This window comes from Halomonas borealis (assembly GCF_004798905.1).
GTDB lineage: Bacteria > Pseudomonadota > Gammaproteobacteria > Pseudomonadales > Halomonadaceae > Halomonas > Halomonas borealis.
Map to the genome: position 1 here is coordinate 147,042 of NZ_SDMO01000003.1, position 15,888 is coordinate 162,929.

The window sequence follows — 15,888 nt, forward strand, 5'->3', positions numbered from 1 at the left end:
CCACCTCCGTGGCCTTGCTACGGAGGTGGTTTAGTTTACGCTGCCTTGCGAGCTTCGAGGCCTTCTATAAGATCGAGACACGGATGACATGACCCAGCCCGACCTATCGCTTCAGGACGAGGCGGCGCGTCTGCGCGCCGAGCTCGAGGATGCCAACTACCGCTACTACGTGCTCGACGAGCCGCGCATGACCGATGCGGACTACGATCATCGGCTGCGCCGCCTGCAGGACATCGAGGCCGAGCATCCCGAGCTCGAGACTCCGGACTCGCCCACCCAGCGGGTCGGCGCCGCTCCCGCCGAGGGTTTCCCCGAGGTGGCCCATGCGGTGCCCATGCTGTCGCTGGACAATGCCTTCGACGAGGATGAGCTGGCGGCCTTCGCCAAGCGGGTCGCCGATCGCCTGGAGGCCGACCCGGATGGCCTGGCCTTCTGCTGCGAGCCCAAGCTCGACGGTGCCGCCGTGTCGTTGGTCTATGAGCGCGGCGAGCTGGTCGCCGGCGTGACCCGCGGTGACGGCCGCAGCGGCGAGGGCATCACCTCCAACCTGCGCACCCTGAAGTCGATCCCGCTCAGGCTGCGAGGCAAGGAATGGCCCGAGCTGCTCGAGGTGCGCGGTGAGGTCACCATGCGTCATGCCGAGTTCGAGGCGATGAACGACCGGGCCCGGGCCGAGGACACCAAGGTCTTCGCCAACCCGCGCAACGCCGCCGCCGGCAGCCTGCGCCAGCTCGATCCTCGTGTCACCGACGCCCGGCCGCTGGAATTCAGCGCCTATCAGGTGGCGCGCATCGAGCCGGATGCCGGCGATGCCAGCCACAGCCAGCTGATGGCACGCCTCGCCGGGCTCGGTTTTCGTACCAGTGGCGAGCTGGAGGTGGTTCATGGTGCCTCGGGCATCATCGACTACTGCCGGCGGCTCGGTGAAAAGCGAGACGGGCTCGGCTACGACATCGACGGGGCGGTGATCAAGGTCGACGATCGGCGTCGACAGCGCGAACTCGGTTTCGTGGCCCGGGCGCCGCGCTGGGCGATCGCCTTCAAGTTTCCGGCCCAGGAGCAGGTCACACGGCTCAACGATGTCGAGTTCCAGGTCGGTCGCACCGGCGCCATCACTCCTGTGGCACGCCTCGAGCCGGTCTCGGTGGCCGGCGTCACGGTCTCCAACGCGACGCTGCACAACGCCGATGAGATCGCGCGGCTAGGGGTGATGATCGGCGACAGCGTGGCCATCCGCCGCGCCGGCGACGTCATCCCCCAGGTGGTGCGCGTCCAGCACGACGAGCGCCCCGAGCAGGCGCGGGCCATCGTCTTCCCCGAGCGTTGCCCGGTGTGTGCTTCGCAGATCGAACGCCTGGAGGATGAGGCCGTGGCCCGCTGCTCCGGTGGGCTCTACTGCCCGGCCCAGCGCAAGGAGGCCCTCAAGCACTTCGCCGGCCGCCGGGCGCTGGACATCGAGGGGCTGGGTGAGAAGCTGATCGAGGCGCTGGTCGAGCGCGACTGGGTGCAGACCCCGGCGGACCTGTTCGCCCTCGATGCCGAGCGCCTCGCCGGCCTGCCGCGCATGGGCGAGAAGTCCGCGCAGAACCTGGTCGCGGCGCTTGGCAAGGCCAAGGCGACGTCGCTTGCGCGTTTCATCTATGCGCTCGGCATCCGTGAGGTAGGCGAGGCCACCGCCGCCAACCTGGCGCGCCATTTCGGCACCCTGGCGGTGCTGATGGCGGCCGATCGCGAGGCGCTGGAGGGGGTGGACGATGTCGGCCCCATCGTCGCCAGCCATGCCCACACCTTCTTCCAGCAGCCGCATAACCGCGCGACGATCCAGGCGTTGATCGATGCCGGCCTGCGCTGGGAAGAGGCCGAGGTCGAGGACGGCCCCACGCCGCTCGAGGGCCAGACCTGGGTGCTCACCGGCAGCATGGAGGCGATGACGCGCGATCAAGGCAAGGCGCGGCTCCAGGCGCTGGGGGCCAAGGTGTCCGGCAGCGTGTCGAAGAAGACCGCCTGCCTGGTGGCCGGCGAGGCCGCCGGCAGCAAGCTGACCAAGGCCGAACAGCTCGGCGTCGAGGTGATCGACGAGGCGACCTTTATCGAACGCCTGGCGGGCTGGGAGAATGGTGCACCGGAGCCAGACACGCAGGAGGAAAACGCATGAGCGGCGATCGTTTCATCGAGGTGCCCTATCGCATGCTGCCGGGGGAGACCCTGGACGGTCTGCTGGAGGCCTTCGTCACCCGGCAGGGGTATGACACCACCGACACCGGCGAGGGCATGAGTGGCTGGGTCGGCGAGCTCAAGCGCCAGCTGGAACGTAGCGAGCTGGTCATCGCCCATGACCTGCGTACCGAGAGCACCGAGGTGATGACCCTGGCCCAGTGGCGATCGTTCGGCCGCGACCTGGCCGATGACGAGGAAGAAGGCTGAGCGATAGCGCCGCGGCGTGTCGCTTCATGCCGAGACGCCCGACAGGAAGAGCGCCGTACAGCGGCGTGCGCGGGCCTCGCGTTGCGCCGTGTCGAGGCGCGGCGGGCGGCCGAGCAGGGCATCGAGATGCCACTCGCCGAGCAGCATGCCCATGAACATGCCGGCGGCTTCGCGTGGGTCATCGAGGCTCAGCCGGCCGCGTGCGACCTGATCGGTGAAGTAATCGGCCAGCGCTTGTCGGGTGCGGTCGGGGCCGCGTGCCAAGAACAGCTCGCCGAGCGCGGGGGCCCGTTCGGCCTCGAAGGCCAGCCCCCGTATCAGGCGGATCACGCCGGGTTCCTGGACCAGCGCCAGCATGTGTCGTCCCAGCTCGAACAGCACCTCCTCCGGGGCCCGCCGCTCGCGCTGTCCCTCCTCCAGCACCCGCCAGGCGGTGGCGACCTGTCGCTCCATGGCCGCGGTGAATAGCCCTTCCTTGTTGCCGAATTGCTTGTACAGGGTGGCCAGCGAGCCGCCGGCCCGGGCCACGACCTCATTGACGCTGGCCGCGGCATAGCCCTGTTCGAGGAAGACATCGCGAGCGGCATCCAGCAGGCGTTCGCGCCGCGCCACGCCACGCGGCGTGAGCGAGGCGTCAGCGGCTTCGGTAGGGGAGTGGCGGGGCATCGGGGCTCCTGTGGTCGACGAGGGGTGTCTCATCGTAGCGCACCGGGCGGGCGGCGATGAGCTGGCCATATAGTGTAGCATTCATTACACTTATGGCTCGCGCTCGGTCGCCAGTGTCGCCGGGCCGCCATGCAGCGAGGAGAGCCCATGACAGCGGACAACGAGCAGGCCGCGACAACGCAAGCGGCCAGCAAGGGCCGAGGCCGGCGCCGGATCATCGCCGGCCTGGTGGGGCTCGTCGCCCTGGTGGCGCTGATCTGGTGGGCGCTCGGCTGGTGGCAGGTCGGTCGCTTCATCGAGGAGACCGACAATGCCTACGTGCGTACCGACAGCGTGGCGGTGCGCGCCGAGCTCTCGGCGCGGGTCAGCGAGGTGCTGGTGGACGATAACCAGCATGTCGAGAAGGGCCAGTTGCTGGCGCGCCTGGACGGCGAGAGCTATCGCGACCGCGTGCAGCAGGCCGAGGCTCAGCAGGCGGTGGCCGTGGCGTCGCTCGCCCAGGCGCATCGCCGGGTGGCGCTGCAGCGGGCGTCGATCGATCAGGCCCGGGCGCAGGGTGATGCGGCCCAGGCCGACGTCGACCAGGCCCGCCAGCATCTCGAGCGCTCCTCGTCGCTGGCGGCCAACCAGTATGGCTCCCGCCAGCGGCTCGAGGACGACCAGGCCGCGCTGCGGGTCGCCGAGGCCAGGCTCGCCGAGAGCCGGGCGGCACGGGTCTCGGCGACACGCCAGCTGGCGGTGGCCGAGTCCGAGATCGGACAGGCCGAGGCCCAGCGCGATGCCGCGGCCGCGGATCTGGCCTACGCCCGTCACCAGCTCGACAAGACCCGGCTCGAGGCGCCTCGCGACGGCGTGGTCGGCAATCTCACCGTGGAGGCTGGGACCCTGGCGCAGCCGTCGCTGACGCTGCTGCAACTGGTGCCCCTCGACTCGGCCTATGTGATCGCCAACTTCAAGGAAACCCAGCTCGAGCGCATGCGTGTCGGCCAGCCGGTCGAGCTGCACCTCGATGCCTATCCCGATGTGACCTACCACGGCGAGGTCGACAGCCTGGCGCCGGCCACCGGCACCGAGTTCAGCCTGTTGCCCCAGGACAATGCCACCGGCAACTTCAACAAGATCGTCCAGCGGATACCGGTCAAGATCCGCGTCAGCGGCCCGAGCGAGGCGATGGGGCGACTGCGTGCCGGCCTCTCGGCGGTGCCCGAGGTCGACACCCGGGAGCCCGACGCCGACGACGGTGAGGCCGGCTCGTGAGTGAGGCGGGGACCCCGCCGGCCGCGGTGCGTCCCGCCGCGCCGGCCGGCGACATGCCACCCTGGCCGCAGCGGATCGGCTTCATCGCCGCGGTGTTCGGCATGTTCATGGCGATCCTGGATATCCAGATCGTCGCCAGCTCGCTCAACGAGATCCAGTCGGGCCTGTCGGCAAGCGAAGACCAGATCTCCTGGGTGCAGACCTCCTACCTGATCGCCGAGATCGTGATGATCCCGCTGTCGGGCATGCTGATGCGCATCCTCTCCACGCGGGTGGCGTTTACCCTGTCCTGCGCCGGCTTCACCCTGGCGAGCCTGGGCTGCGCCCTGGCCACCTCGATCGAACAGCTGATCGTGCTGCGTGCCATCCAGGGCTTCATGGGCGGGGCGATGATCCCGATCACCCAGGCGGTGAGCTTCTCGATCTTCCCGCGGCGGGTGATGGGCAGCGTGCAGGCGGTGATCGGCATGGTGGTGACCATGGCGCCGTCGATCGGGCCCACGGTGGGTGGTTTCATCACCGAGGCCATGAGCTGGCACTGGCTGTTCCTGGCCAATGTGATCCCGGGGGTGCTGGTGTGCTGGGCGGCCTGGAACTTCCTCGATATCGACAAGGCCGACCATGGCCGGGCGAAGCACCTGGATCTGATCGGACTGGTGCTGATCGCGGTGTTTCTGGGCTCGCTGGAATTCGTGCTCGAGGAGGGCCCCGGCGACGACTGGCTGGCCAGCGATCGTATCCTGATCCTGATGGTGGTCTGCGTGCTGGCCGGGGTCGGGTTCTTCACCCGCACGCTGCGCCATGCTCACCCGATCGTCGACCTGCGCGCCTTCGCCAATCGCAATTTCGCGATCGGCGCAGGCATGGGCTTCATCATCGGCATCGCGCTCTACGGGTTGGTCTACATCATGCCGCTGTTCTTCGGCTATGTGCGCGGCTACTCGAGCCTGCAGATCGGCCAGGTGATGTTCGTCACCGGGTTGACCATGTTCTGCGCCGCGCCGGTGATCGGCCAGCTCTCCAACCGCCTCGACTTGCGGGTGTTGCTGTTCTTCGGCCTGTTGCTGGTGGGTGTCGGCACCATGATGAACGCCAACCTTACCGTGGAGTCGGGCTTCTGGCAGTTCTGCCTGCCGCAGATCGTGCGGGGCATGGGGCTGATCATGTGCATCATCCCGGCCTCGCGGATCGCGCTTGGCACCCTGCCGGCCGACGAGGTGGGCAATGCCAGCGGGCTGTTCAACGTGATGCGCAATCTCGGCGGCGCCATGGGGCTGGCGCTGCTCGATACGGTGCGTGACCTGCGCGAGGACTTCCACTGGAATCAGCTGATTCCGGCCATCGATGCCGGGCGTGAGGTGGTGGGAACGGAGATCGCCAAGTATGAGGCGATGCTCGCCGGCGCGGTGCCGGACGCCCACCAGGCGGCGCTCGGCATGCTGGGGCAGCGGGTCATGCAGCAGGCCCAGGTGCTGGCCTTCAACGACATCTTCCTGTGGATGGGGATGATCTACCTGCTCAGCGTGCCGCTGGTGTTCCTGCTGCGCCGGCTCTCGGCCTAGCGCCGACGGCCCCGCCCGGGTGGCGGGGCCGTGTCATGGCGGTGGCCGGCCTGTCACTGGTGCCGGGGGGCTTCGTCGCCGAGATGCGCCGGATCGAAGGCCGGGCGGCTGAAGATGCGGCGCACCATGGGGGCGAAGTGCTCGAGCGGGCGTGTCGGGTAGTCCGGATCGAAGGAGGCCTGGTCCCAGCGTTCGCAGAAGTCGACGCAGCGTTGGTACCAGGGATGATCCTGGTAGCGGTCGCGTTCCAGCGGGTCGCCGCCGAAATGGTGGATATAGTAGTAATTCTGGAACAGCCCATGGTGCTCGATGATCCAGGTCACCTCGGCCCGCACGTAAGGACGGATGACGGCAGCGGCATACTGGGAATGGTTGTGGGGCGCCAGGTCGTCACCGATGTCGTGGATCAGCGCCGCCACGATCATCTCCTCGTCCTCGCCGTCGTCCTCGGCACGAGTGGCGGACTGCAGCACATGCTCGAGCCGTGAGACCCGGTAGCCGGAGAGGCTCTCGTCGAGCCCCTTCAGCGCCTCGAGGATGCGCTCGGGCAGCCCCTCGACGAAGCGCTCCTCGAGCTCGCCGAGCATCCGGTATTCGTCCTTGGTGCCATCCTTCATCTGGGTGAAATTAACGGTATTCATGCGGTGGTCACGTTCTCGTCGGTCGCGGTGGCTTGTCGGGCGCGTTCCTGCTTGACGATCGCCCGGTAGTGGCCGGTGGGGCCGTCACGGTCGATGTAGCAGCCCTGCAGGTGGCGGAAGCCCTCGTTCTGGTCGTAGGCGGTGCGGCCGTGTAGCACTCGGTTGTTGTCGAACATCATCAGCTCGCCATCGCCCAGTGGGAACTGGATCTCGTAGTCCGGGTGGGTGAACAGCTCGCCGAGACGGCGGCGGGCGCGATGAAACGCCCGGGTGCTGTCCTCGTCCATCAACGGCAGGTAGTCCAGGCGCGGGCTGTAGTGCACCCCGTCCATCTTGCCCATGGCATCGAGGTGGATCATCGGGCGGCGTTCGATCAGCTCGACCCCGTCGTCGATGAAGCGGAAGCGGACCGGCACGTTGGCCAGCAGGCGATAGCCCTCGGGGTCCTCGGCGCGCAGCTGCTCGGCCGCGGCGAGGCTGTCGACCAGCGTCGACAGGCCACCGGTGGTCTCGTTGGTCAGGCAATGCAGCAGCTGGATGCCGGGGACCGGATCGCGATAGGGGTTATCGGTGTGCGGGGCCAGCGGCACGCTGCGATAGGCCAGGTCGTTGGAATCGGGGCGTGAGCAGACCTCGAAGTACTGGCCGAAGTTGGTCGAGCGCACATGGCCGAAGGTCTCGCCGACCTCGACCAGGCGTGCGCCATCGGTGGGCACGTTCCGGAGGATGATCACCCCGTGTCGCAGGTAGGTCTCGAGGGCCTCGTGGAAGGCGCCGTGATCGGCGAGCGTGGCCCAGTCCCTGGTGATGCAGGCGAAGTCGATGTCGCTGGTCCAGGGCCGCGGGGCGGGCAGGCCATCGTCATGATCGAAGTCGTCGGCGAAGTGGCGCAGGTCATAGCGCCCGCTGTGGCCGTCGCTGAAGGTCAGTCGCGCCCAGTGGCCGCCGAGCGATTCGGCCGCCACCAGGGTCAGGTCCGCATCGAGCTGGTGCGGGTTGAACAGACGCTGCTGGGTGGGGCCGTCCAGGCTCTCCGGCTCCTGACAGCGCTCGCGCAGCCACAGCGCCGGCAGCTCGGTGCGTGTGCCGCTAGCGTCCGTGACGAAGACCTTGGCGGGGGATTCTTGGACGACAAATTCGGGTTCTGACATCATCTTGGGCCTGACGGAGCGTGTAGGTCGGCATTTTACCCACTGGGCGCAGGCCAGGAAGGCGCGTCCACCTTATGCATCCCATCGAGTTGCCTTATGGCCGACACCGACGATTCATTGCCTAGCCTCAAGGCACTCACCGCCTTCGAGACCACCCTTCGCCTGGGCTCGCTGACCGCGGCGGCCAAGGCACTCGGGGCCAGCCAGCCGGCCATCTCCCAGCGTATCCGCGGGCTCGAGAGCCAGGTCGGCCTGGTGCTATTCGACCGCAGCGCGGGCGGCCTGGCCCCGACCCAGGAGGCCTTGCGTTTCTACGACGACATCGCTCCGGCGCTCAACCGCCTCGACAGCGCCATCCATACGCTCAGGACCCGTGCACGCTCGACGCGCCCCCGGGTGGTCATCGCCGCCGACTTCGGCTTCGCTCATCTATGGCTGCTGCCCAGGCTGTTGCGGCTCGAGGCGAGCTTCCCGGAGGTGGACATCGAGGTGCTGGCCGTGGATCAGGACAGCCAGGATCGTCGGGCCGACATCGCCATCCACTGTGATCGCGAGGGCGAGCAGGGCGATCTCTTCACCCCCGAAGAGGTGCTGCCGGTCTGTAGTCCCGCCTTCGCCGAACGCCATGGGCTCGTCGAGGGCGATGCCGCGCCGCGCTGGTTGACGCTGCCGCTGCTGCATATGGACGAGCGTAATGCGCGCTGGATCGACTGGCGGGAGTGGAGCGCCCTGGCCGGGGTGCCCTATGAAGACCCGGGGGCGGTCTTCAAGTACAACAACTATCCCCTGCTGATCAATGCGGCCCAGGCCGGCCGGGGGATCGCGCTGGGCTGGTATCTGTTGATCGAGGATGCGCTCGAGGATGGCAGCCTGATCCCGCTTTCCGCGCCGGTGCGGCGCGAGAGCCACGGCTACCTCCTGCGTACCCGCTATGCCCACAGCGCGTTGATCGGCGAGATCATGCGCTGGATCACCGCGCAGATCCAGCATCACGAGGAACGCTGAGCCGTTCCCGGCGGAGGGCTCAGGCTCGCTGGCGTTGGATCAGCTCACGGATCACGCGGCGTCCGGGGTGCAGGTGGTCGGCCAGCGGCGCCTCCAGGGGCAGCGGTTCATCGCAGATCCGCGAGGCGATGAGTTCGGCGCACAGCGGCGCGCTGGCGAGCCCGCGGGAGCCGTGGGCGGTACTGATCCACAGCCCCGGGTGGTGGCGGCCGGGCCGTTCCGGCACCCGGGTGGCGTCCTTGGCCAGCACGGCATAATCATGTCGCCAGGCGTCGGTGTCCGGCAGCGGGCCGGCGTAGGGTGACTTGTCGGGGCTGGCGGCGCGTACCGCGGCGCGACCCTTCAGGGTGTCGGCGTATGGCTCGGCGCCGGCCGCCGCCAGCGCCGCCGGGTAGCCGGGCAGGGTGCGCTCGAGTTCGTCGAGGTTGGTGGCATGGTCCGCCTCGCGCGTCGCCGCATCGGCGTCGTGAGGCACGAAGCTGGCGCCGAAGGTCAGGGTGTCGCCCAGCGGCGGCATGGCGTAGCCGCCGGCGCAGACCACTCGCGCCGGTGCCGGGGCGCCGCTGGGCAGCGCCAGGCTCGAGATCTGGCCGCGTACCGGCTGCAGGGGCAGGGCGGCGGCCTGGGGGAAGTCGTTGGAGGCGGTCGCCGCGGCGATCACCACCTGGTCGACCTCGAGCGTGGCATCGTCGTCCAGCGTCAGCCGCCAGCCGGTGTCGTGGGGTGCGAGCTCGCGAACCTCACCCCGGTAAGCGCTCACTCCGTCGCTCGCCGCCAGCCGGTGGCACAGGGCATCCGGGCGCACGGCGCCGGCCAGCGGGTAGTCGAGCCCGCCGTAGGGCAGCGCCAGGCCGGCCAGTCGGGTGGCCTCGGCGGCATCGACAGGACGCACCACGCTTTCCGGTAGCGGATGATTGGCGAGGAAGCGGGCCTGGCGGCGCGCCTCGCGCTCGGTAGGTGCGAGCTGCAGCACACCGCAAGGCGACCAGAGCGTGGCGTCAGGGTCCAGCGCCTCGAGCCAGCGCCGGGTGTGCAGTAGTCCGGCCAGGTAGGTCCGGCTCTGCCGGTTGGTCTCGGCGGCGAGCTTCACGTAGAGCGCGCCCTGGGCGTTACCCGAGGCGCCGGCGCCGGGTCCCTCGCGGTCGATCAGCGTCACCGCCACGCCGCGCCGCGCCAGCGCGGCGGCCACGCTGGTGCCGGCGAGCCCGGCGCCGATCACCGCGACGCGGCGTGCCGGAAGAGGCGTGGGCGGCGTGAACCAGGGCGTAGCCTGGCGGCGCTCATCCACCGGCGGGGTATCGATCTCGCCGGCCAGCATCTCGCGCTTGCGGCCGAAGCCCGGCACCTTTCGCCAGGCGAAGCCGGCGGCCTTCAGGCCGCGCTTGACCACCCCGGCGCAGGTGAAGGTGGCGAAGGTCGCGCCGGGGCGTGATCGCGCGGCCATGGCGGCGAACAGCTCGGGGTGCCACATCTCGGGGTTCTTGGACGGCGCGAAGCCGTCCAGGAACCAGGCATCGACGGCGCCGTCGAGCAGCTGGAGCCGCTCGGTGGTATCGCCGAGGTGCAGGTCGAGGGTCACCCGCGCGTCGAGCCATAGGCGATGCACGCCGGCCACCGGCTCGGGCCATTGTTCGATCAGCATGGCGGCGCGCTCGGCGAGGTCCGGCCAGGCGGCCAGTGCCCGGGCCAGGTCGTCGCGGGCGAGGGGAAACTTCTCGGTGGAGACCAGGTGCAGTCGCGCGCCCGCCGGGGCATGCGCATCGAAGCAGGCCCAGGTGCAGAGCATGTTGAGCCCGGTGCCGATGCCGGTCTCGCCGACCACGAAGGGGCGTGGTTCGCGCCAGGAGGCGAAGCGTTCGGGCAGGCGGTTGGCAGCCAGGAAGACGTGTTCGGTCTCGGCGCGGCCATCGTGGCGCGAGAAGTAGACGTCGTCGAAGGCGCGGGAATGCGGGGCGCTCTCGCCACTGGCGTCCTGACGCCAGTCGAGGCGGGCGCCTTCCAGGCCGGCCAGCGGCGGCAGGGTGTCGGGGGCGGCGGTCAAGGTCGGCTCCGGGTGAGGCGGGGTCTGGTCAATAATTGATCGATAGCGCCGCGGCGCCTGCGTCTCTGGGCTGGGGCAATGGGTCCGCGGCGTCTTAACAATGTTATCCACAGAAGCTGTGGGGAAAAGCCTTGTTGATAAGCGCCGTCACGGCGATGCCCACAGGCGCCCGTCGTGCCGGCGGTGCTCTGCCGGTCGCGCGGGGCTTCATATGGCGTGGTTCAGGGGAGGGCCTTGTTGAAGGGTTTGACCGTCACCCGGGCGTAGACGCCGGCGATGATGTAGGGGTCGGCGTCGGCCCAGGCCTGGGCGTTTTCCAGGTCATCGAACTCGGCGACCACCAGGCTGCCGCTGAAGCCGGCCTCGCCGGGCGCCTCGCTATCGATGGCCGGATGGGGCCCGGCCAGTATCAGGCGGCCCTCGTCGCGCAGCCGCTCGAGGCGGGCCAGATGATCGGGGCGGGCGGCCAGGCGGCGTTCCAGACTGTCGTTCACATCTTCACTGATGATGGCGTAGAGCATCTCGGGATGTCCTCGGCGATTGTCGTATCGACCCGGTGGGCCGCCCTGAGCGCTGGGTATCGCTCGTGCACGCGTCGACGGCGCACCAGGCGAGCGAGCGGCTCGGTTGACCGGGATGGGTCGGGCGAGCACCATGGCTGCTATATTCTGTCAAAGACACCTGCCCGCGTCATGCCGATACCAGCACTTCCCGTGCGTTTCGAGGGGGGCGACTCCCTCAGCATCGATCTACACATGCATTCCACCGCCTCGGACGGCGCCTTGTCGCCGACGGGCCTGGTGGCGCTGTGTCGCGATCGTGGCCTCACCCATATCGCCTTGACCGACCATGACACCATGGATGGCGTGGGCGAGGCGGTACAGGCCGGCGAGGCGTCGGGGCTCGCCGTGTTGCCGGCGACCGAGCTCTCGACCCAGTGGCGTGGCATCAACCTGCACGTGGTGGGGTTGCTGCCCGAGGGCGCTCGCGGCGCGCTTGCCGAGGGGCTCGTCGCCCAGGCCGATGCCCGGGAGAAACGCGCGGTGACCATCGCCGCGCGCCTGGAGAAGATCGGCCTCGACGATGCCCTGGCCCGGGCTCGCGAGCAGGCCGGTTCCGAGCGTCCGCTGGGGCGCCCTGACTTCGCCCGGGCGCTCGTCGCGGCGGGGCTGGTGCCCGATGTGGGCACGGCCTTCGCGAAGCATCTGGGCAACGGCAAGGCCGGCGACGTCAAGGCGCTGTGGCCCCATCTGCGCGAGGGCGTGCGCTGGATCGTCGAGTCGGGCGGCATCGCGGTGCTGGCGCACCCGCTGCGTCACAAGCTGACCCGTCGCAAGCGAGGCCTGCTGCTGGACGATTTCGGCGCCGCCGGCGGCCGCGCCGCCGAGCTGATCAGCGGTTTCCAGAACGCCGATGTCACCCGCGATCTGGCCCGTCAGCTCCAGGAGCGCGACCTGCTGGCCTCGCTGGGCAGCGACTTCCACTTCCCCGGCGGGCATCTGTCGCCGGGCAGCATGAGCCCGCTACCGCGAACCGCGGTGGCCCCGGTCTGGACCCATCCGCGGCTGGCGGCCTGGATCGACCGGGCGGCCCCCGCGGCCTGATGGCCGGCGTGCGCCGGCACGAATCACACGCGTGATCCACGAGAACAGGGAGTGCCCATGAGCCAGTTCTTCCAGGTCCACCCGGACAATCCCCAGAAGCGCCTCATCGACCAGGCGGTGCAGATCATCCGCGATGGCGGTGTGATCGCCTACCCGACCGATTCCGGTTACGCCCTGGGGTGCCACCTGGGCGACAAGAAGGCCGTCGAGCGCATCAAGTGGCTGCGTTCGCTGGACGACAAGCACAACTTCACCCTGGTGTGTGCCGACCTCTCCGAGATCGGCACCTACGCCAAGGTCGATAACGCCGTCTTCCGGCTGCTCAAGGCGCATACGCCCGGGGCCTACACCTTCATCCTGCAGGCCACCAACGAGGTGCCGCGCCTGCTGTTGCACCCCAAGCGCCGCTCGATCGGCGTGCGGGTGCCCGACCACAACATCACCCGCGCGCTGCTCGATACGCTCGGTGAACCGCTGATGAGCGTGACCCTGATCCCCGACGGCGAAGCACTGCCGATGACCGATGCCGAGGAGATTCGTGATCGCTTCGGCGCTCACCTGTCGCTGATCATCGATGGCGGCGCCTGTCACCTGGAGCCGACCAGCGTGATCGACCTGCGCGAGCTGCCGCCCACGGTGGTACGCGAAGGACGCGGAGACGTCTCGCCTTTTCAGGCATGATCGCCTGACACACGCGCATGCTTCGAACCGGCTCAGACCCGACGGGTCTGGGCCGGTTTTTTGTTGGGCTGGGGAAGGAGTGAAGCGAGGCGATGTTGGTCATGGGTGTTGTTTGAATGTGCAATAAAAATAAAATATGATCCAGGCGTCTTGCTTCGATAACAAGGTGTAATGGGATGGCGGGTGAACGGCTCGTCCTCGCAAGCACCCATGACAAGGAAACTCCTATGCCGATGCCTGCTTACTCCCGTGTCGCCATGCTGGCCGGGCTGATGGCCTTGCCGCTAGCCGCCCCAGCCGTCGCCGCCGACAACGATTCCATGGGCTGCGCCCAACACGCCTACGCGATGGGCCTGCGCTATCAGCAACAGTCCGCCGAAGTCGCCGCTCTGCAGCGCCAGGGATTCGCCCTGGCTCGCTATCGGCTCGAAGATCGGCTGGAGGCCTTGGGCGAAGGCGTTGCCCCGGCGATCATCACCGACCTCGATGAAACGGTGATCGACAACAGCGCATTGCTGGCCCGTGACATGGCCGAGTGCCATGACTTCACCGCCTGGGATACCTGGAAGCGCTGGGAGCGTGAGGGTGAACCGAGCCTGATCCCCGGTGCCAAGGCCTTCCTGGACTATGCCGATGAGCAGGGCGTGGCGGTTTTCTACGTGTCCGACCGCTACCAGGAGAACGAGGCCGACACCCTCGCCACCCTGAAGGCCCTCGATCTGCCTCAGGTCAGCGCGGACAGCGTCATGCTGCTCGGCCCGCCCAAGGCGGAGCGCCGTGCCGCGGTGGTCGAGAACCATACGCTGGTGATGCAGCTCGGTGATTCCCTGCATGACTTCGCCGGCGAGTTCGGCGACGCGGAGCTCGCCGGTCAGCACGACCTCGTCGAAGAGCATGCCGATCGCTTCGGCCAGGATTGGATCGTCTTCCCCAACGCGGCTTACGGCGATTGGAGCGAAGCAGAGCTCGACGCCTGGGAGGCGCCGCTCGAGGTCGAATGATCTCGTGATCTCAAGGACGCGACACGACGCCTCGGGTCACTCCCGGGGCGTCGTGTCGTTCGGGGGTGCCGCGTCGCGTGGGTCGGCGGTTTCCTCGTCGAGCCAGGTACCGCACTTGAGGCAGTAGCGGGCGTTGTGCTCGTGACGGTCATGGCCGCAGCCGGGGCAGGCCTCGTCGGAGTAGCGGTCGGCGCGGATCGAGCGGATGACCTCGGCGGAGAACACGCCGGTGGGCACGGCGATGATCGCGTAGCCGGTCAGCATCACCATGACCGAGATGGCCCGGCCCAGCGGCGTCACCGGTGTGATATCGCCATAGCCCACCGTGGTCAGCGTCACCACGGCCCAGTAGATGGCGGTGGGAATGCTGGTGAAACCGGCCTCGGCGGGCTCGATCAAGTAGATCAGCGAGGCGAAGATGGTCACCAGCATCAGCACGGTGAACAGGAACAGGAAGATCTGGTGGCTGCTGCGCACCAGGGCATCGATCAGCAGTCGCCCCTCGCCGACGAACTCCATCAGCCGCAATACCCGGAAGATGCGCAGGGTGCGCAGCAGGCGTACCACCACCAGCGACTGGGCGCCGGGGACCACCAGAGCTAGCCAGGTGGGCAGGATGGCTAGCAGGTCGATGATGCCGTAGAAGCTTCTCAGGTACTGCCAGGGGCGTTCCAGGCAGTAGAGTCGGATCGCGAGTTCGGCGGTGAACAGCAGGGTGAAACCCCATTCGAGCAGCCGGAACTCGCCGCTGTAGACGGCGTCCAGCCAGGGAACGCTCTCCAGCATCACCACCAGCACACTGGCCAGGATGACGCCGATCAGGGCGATGTCGAAGCCCTTGGCCAGCGGGGTGTCCGATTCGAAGATGACCTGAAAGACGCGGGTGCGCCAGGCACCCGTGGCGGGCTTGAAGCGATCGTGATTCACGGCGTTCCCTCGTTCTGGGGCGTCCCTGCCCCGTTCTTCAGCCCAGTTCGACGGCGTCGGGCAGGCCGCGTGACAGGCTGAACAGCCGGCGGCCGGTGTCGGCGGTCAGCCAGTCGTCGTGTTGCAGGGCCTCGGCCAGTCGCTGCGCCGGTTCGCGCGCTGCGGGATGGCGCTCGGCCAGCGTCAGCAAGGCCTCGCGGGCGGCCTCGCGATAGCTACTGTCGCCGGTATCGGCATGGGCGTCCAGAGCGACCACGGCGCGGTGTAGCCAGGCGGCGGGTGACCCTCCGTCGGGCAGCGTCCAGTGCCCTGCCAGCAAAGCGCCGCCGCGGGCGGCCTTGCTGGTATCGGAGGGACGCAGGGGGAGCGTGTCGGCGAGGGCGTCGGCGAGCTCGAAAAGGGCGCCGGGGTCGCCGTCCTTGAGCTCGAGTTCGAGCTCGCGGATCGGCACCTGGCGGTCGTCGCTCTTGACCTCGCCGAGATCCAGTGCGACCTCGACGGTGCTGCCGTGGCCTTCCCACCACCAGGTCTCGCGCACGAAATCGGTAGCAAAGCAGGGGACGAGCCGGCCCAGGACGCCTTCGCCCAAGGCTCGGATGGGAGGCAGCTCGGCGAGCCGGGCGAGGTCGAGGCCCGGGCCGATCACTTCCCACTCCCACTCGCCGCGGGTCGACAGGCCGCCGCTGCCTTGGCCGCTGGTCTTCAGCGTCTGCAACAGTCGTCCGTCGGCATGACGCAGGCGCAGCGCCATGCGCTCGGCCTCCAGACGGCCATCCGCGGTATCGAAGTAGGTGTTGCCCAGACGGGTGATGTGAGAGCTGAGGCCGGCGAGCCGGGGGTGCCGGCGTAGGGCATCGGGGCCAGGGAAGGCCAGGGCCAGCTTGAGTTCGATCTCTTGTGCCATGGACGGGCTGCCTCGTTTGCAGGT

15 protein-coding genes are annotated in these 15,888 nt (G+C 68.6%); 8 read left to right on the forward strand and 7 right to left on the reverse strand.

Annotation, left to right across the window (positions count from 1 at the left end):
- Positions 1–88 precede the first annotated feature (88 nt).
- Complete coding sequence (ligA, locus tag ETC07_RS04945; RefSeq protein ID WP_136247400.1) at positions 89–2,155, forward strand: NAD-dependent DNA ligase LigA; 2,067 nt, start codon at positions 89–91, stop codon at positions 2,153–2,155.
- The gene (locus ETC07_RS04950) at positions 2,152–2,424 is read left to right on the forward strand and encodes a YheU family protein (protein ID WP_136247401.1); all 273 of its coding nucleotides are present in this window, start codon (positions 2,152–2,154) and stop codon (positions 2,422–2,424) included. Before ligA ends, ETC07_RS04950 begins: the two co-directional genes overlap by 4 nt.
- Positions 2,425–2,448: 24 nt before the next feature.
- On the opposite strand, the gene ETC07_RS04955 is transcribed toward ETC07_RS04950, so the two are convergent.
- A complete protein-coding gene (locus tag ETC07_RS04955; RefSeq protein WP_136247402.1) occupies positions 2,449–3,090 on the reverse strand; it encodes a TetR/AcrR family transcriptional regulator in 642 nt (213 codons plus the stop codon).
- 147 nt (positions 3,091–3,237) lie between these two features.
- On the opposite strand from ETC07_RS04955, the gene ETC07_RS04960 reads away from it, so the two are divergent.
- Together ETC07_RS04960 and ETC07_RS04965 are read left to right on the forward strand one after the other, a co-directional pair.
- Positions 3,238–4,347 (forward strand): HlyD family secretion protein, encoded by a 1,110-nt coding sequence (locus ETC07_RS04960; protein WP_136247403.1) that lies wholly within the window; start codon positions 3,238–3,240, stop codon positions 4,345–4,347.
- Positions 4,344–5,909 (forward strand): DHA2 family efflux MFS transporter permease subunit, encoded by a 1,566-nt coding sequence (locus ETC07_RS04965; protein WP_240724561.1) that lies wholly within the window; start codon positions 4,344–4,346, stop codon positions 5,907–5,909. The genes ETC07_RS04960 and ETC07_RS04965 overlap by 4 nt, the downstream gene beginning before the upstream one ends.
- Before the next feature lie 53 nt (positions 5,910–5,962).
- Here the strand turns inward: ETC07_RS04965 and ETC07_RS04970 are convergent, their stop codons facing one another.
- A complete protein-coding gene (locus tag ETC07_RS04970) occupies positions 5,963–6,550 on the reverse strand; it encodes an HD domain-containing protein (RefSeq protein WP_136247404.1) in 588 nt (195 codons plus the stop codon).
- Complete coding sequence (locus ETC07_RS04975) at positions 6,547–7,701, reverse strand: TauD/TfdA family dioxygenase (RefSeq protein ID WP_136247405.1); 1,155 nt, start codon at positions 7,699–7,701, stop codon at positions 6,547–6,549. Before ETC07_RS04975 ends, ETC07_RS04970 begins: the two co-directional genes overlap by 4 nt.
- A gap of 96 nt (positions 7,702–7,797) precedes the next feature.
- On the opposite strand from ETC07_RS04975, the gene ETC07_RS04980 reads away from it, so the two are divergent.
- The gene (locus ETC07_RS04980) at positions 7,798–8,706 is read left to right on the forward strand and encodes a LysR family transcriptional regulator (RefSeq protein ID WP_136247406.1); all 909 of its coding nucleotides are present in this window, start codon (positions 7,798–7,800) and stop codon (positions 8,704–8,706) included.
- 19 nt (positions 8,707–8,725) lie between these two features.
- Here ETC07_RS04980 and mnmC read toward each other — a convergent pair whose 3' ends face one another.
- Positions 8,726–10,747, reverse strand: a complete 2,022-nt coding sequence (mnmC, locus tag ETC07_RS04985) for a bifunctional tRNA (5-methylaminomethyl-2-thiouridine)(34)-methyltransferase MnmC2/FAD-dependent 5-carboxymethylaminomethyl-2-thiouridine(34) oxidoreductase MnmC1 (protein WP_136247407.1) — start codon at positions 10,745–10,747, stop codon at positions 8,726–8,728.
- A gap of 221 nt (positions 10,748–10,968) precedes the next feature.
- On the reverse strand, positions 10,969–11,268 hold the full coding sequence (locus ETC07_RS04990; protein WP_136247408.1) for a YciI family protein: 300 nt from the start codon (positions 11,266–11,268) through the stop codon (positions 10,969–10,971).
- Between the two features lie 171 nt (positions 11,269–11,439).
- On the opposite strand from ETC07_RS04990, the gene ETC07_RS04995 reads away from it, so the two are divergent.
- The 3 genes from ETC07_RS04995 (at position 11,440) to ETC07_RS05005 (ending at position 14,033) form a co-directional block, all read left to right on the forward strand.
- Entirely contained in the window at positions 11,440–12,351 is a 912-nt protein-coding gene (locus tag ETC07_RS04995; RefSeq protein ID WP_136247409.1) for a PHP domain-containing protein, read from the forward strand.
- A 57-nt stretch (positions 12,352–12,408) separates the two neighbouring features.
- Positions 12,409–13,032 carry an L-threonylcarbamoyladenylate synthase gene (locus tag ETC07_RS05000; protein WP_136247410.1) on the forward strand — a complete coding sequence of 208 codons (624 nt, stop codon included), beginning with the start codon at positions 12,409–12,411 and terminating at the stop codon, positions 13,030–13,032.
- Between the two features lie 227 nt (positions 13,033–13,259).
- Positions 13,260–14,033 carry an HAD family acid phosphatase gene (locus ETC07_RS05005; protein ID WP_136247411.1) on the forward strand — a complete coding sequence of 258 codons (774 nt, stop codon included), beginning with the start codon at positions 13,260–13,262 and terminating at the stop codon, positions 14,031–14,033.
- A 36-nt stretch (positions 14,034–14,069) separates the two neighbouring features.
- Here ETC07_RS05005 and ETC07_RS05010 read toward each other — a convergent pair whose 3' ends face one another.
- Positions 14,070–14,960 carry an ion transporter gene (locus tag ETC07_RS05010; protein ID WP_136247412.1) on the reverse strand — a complete coding sequence of 297 codons (891 nt, stop codon included), beginning with the start codon at positions 14,958–14,960 and terminating at the stop codon, positions 14,070–14,072.
- 37 nt (positions 14,961–14,997) lie between these two features.
- Positions 14,998–15,864, reverse strand: a complete 867-nt coding sequence (locus ETC07_RS05015; protein ID WP_136247413.1) for a CYTH domain-containing protein — start codon at positions 15,862–15,864, stop codon at positions 14,998–15,000.
- Positions 15,865–15,888: the final 24 nt, after the last annotated feature.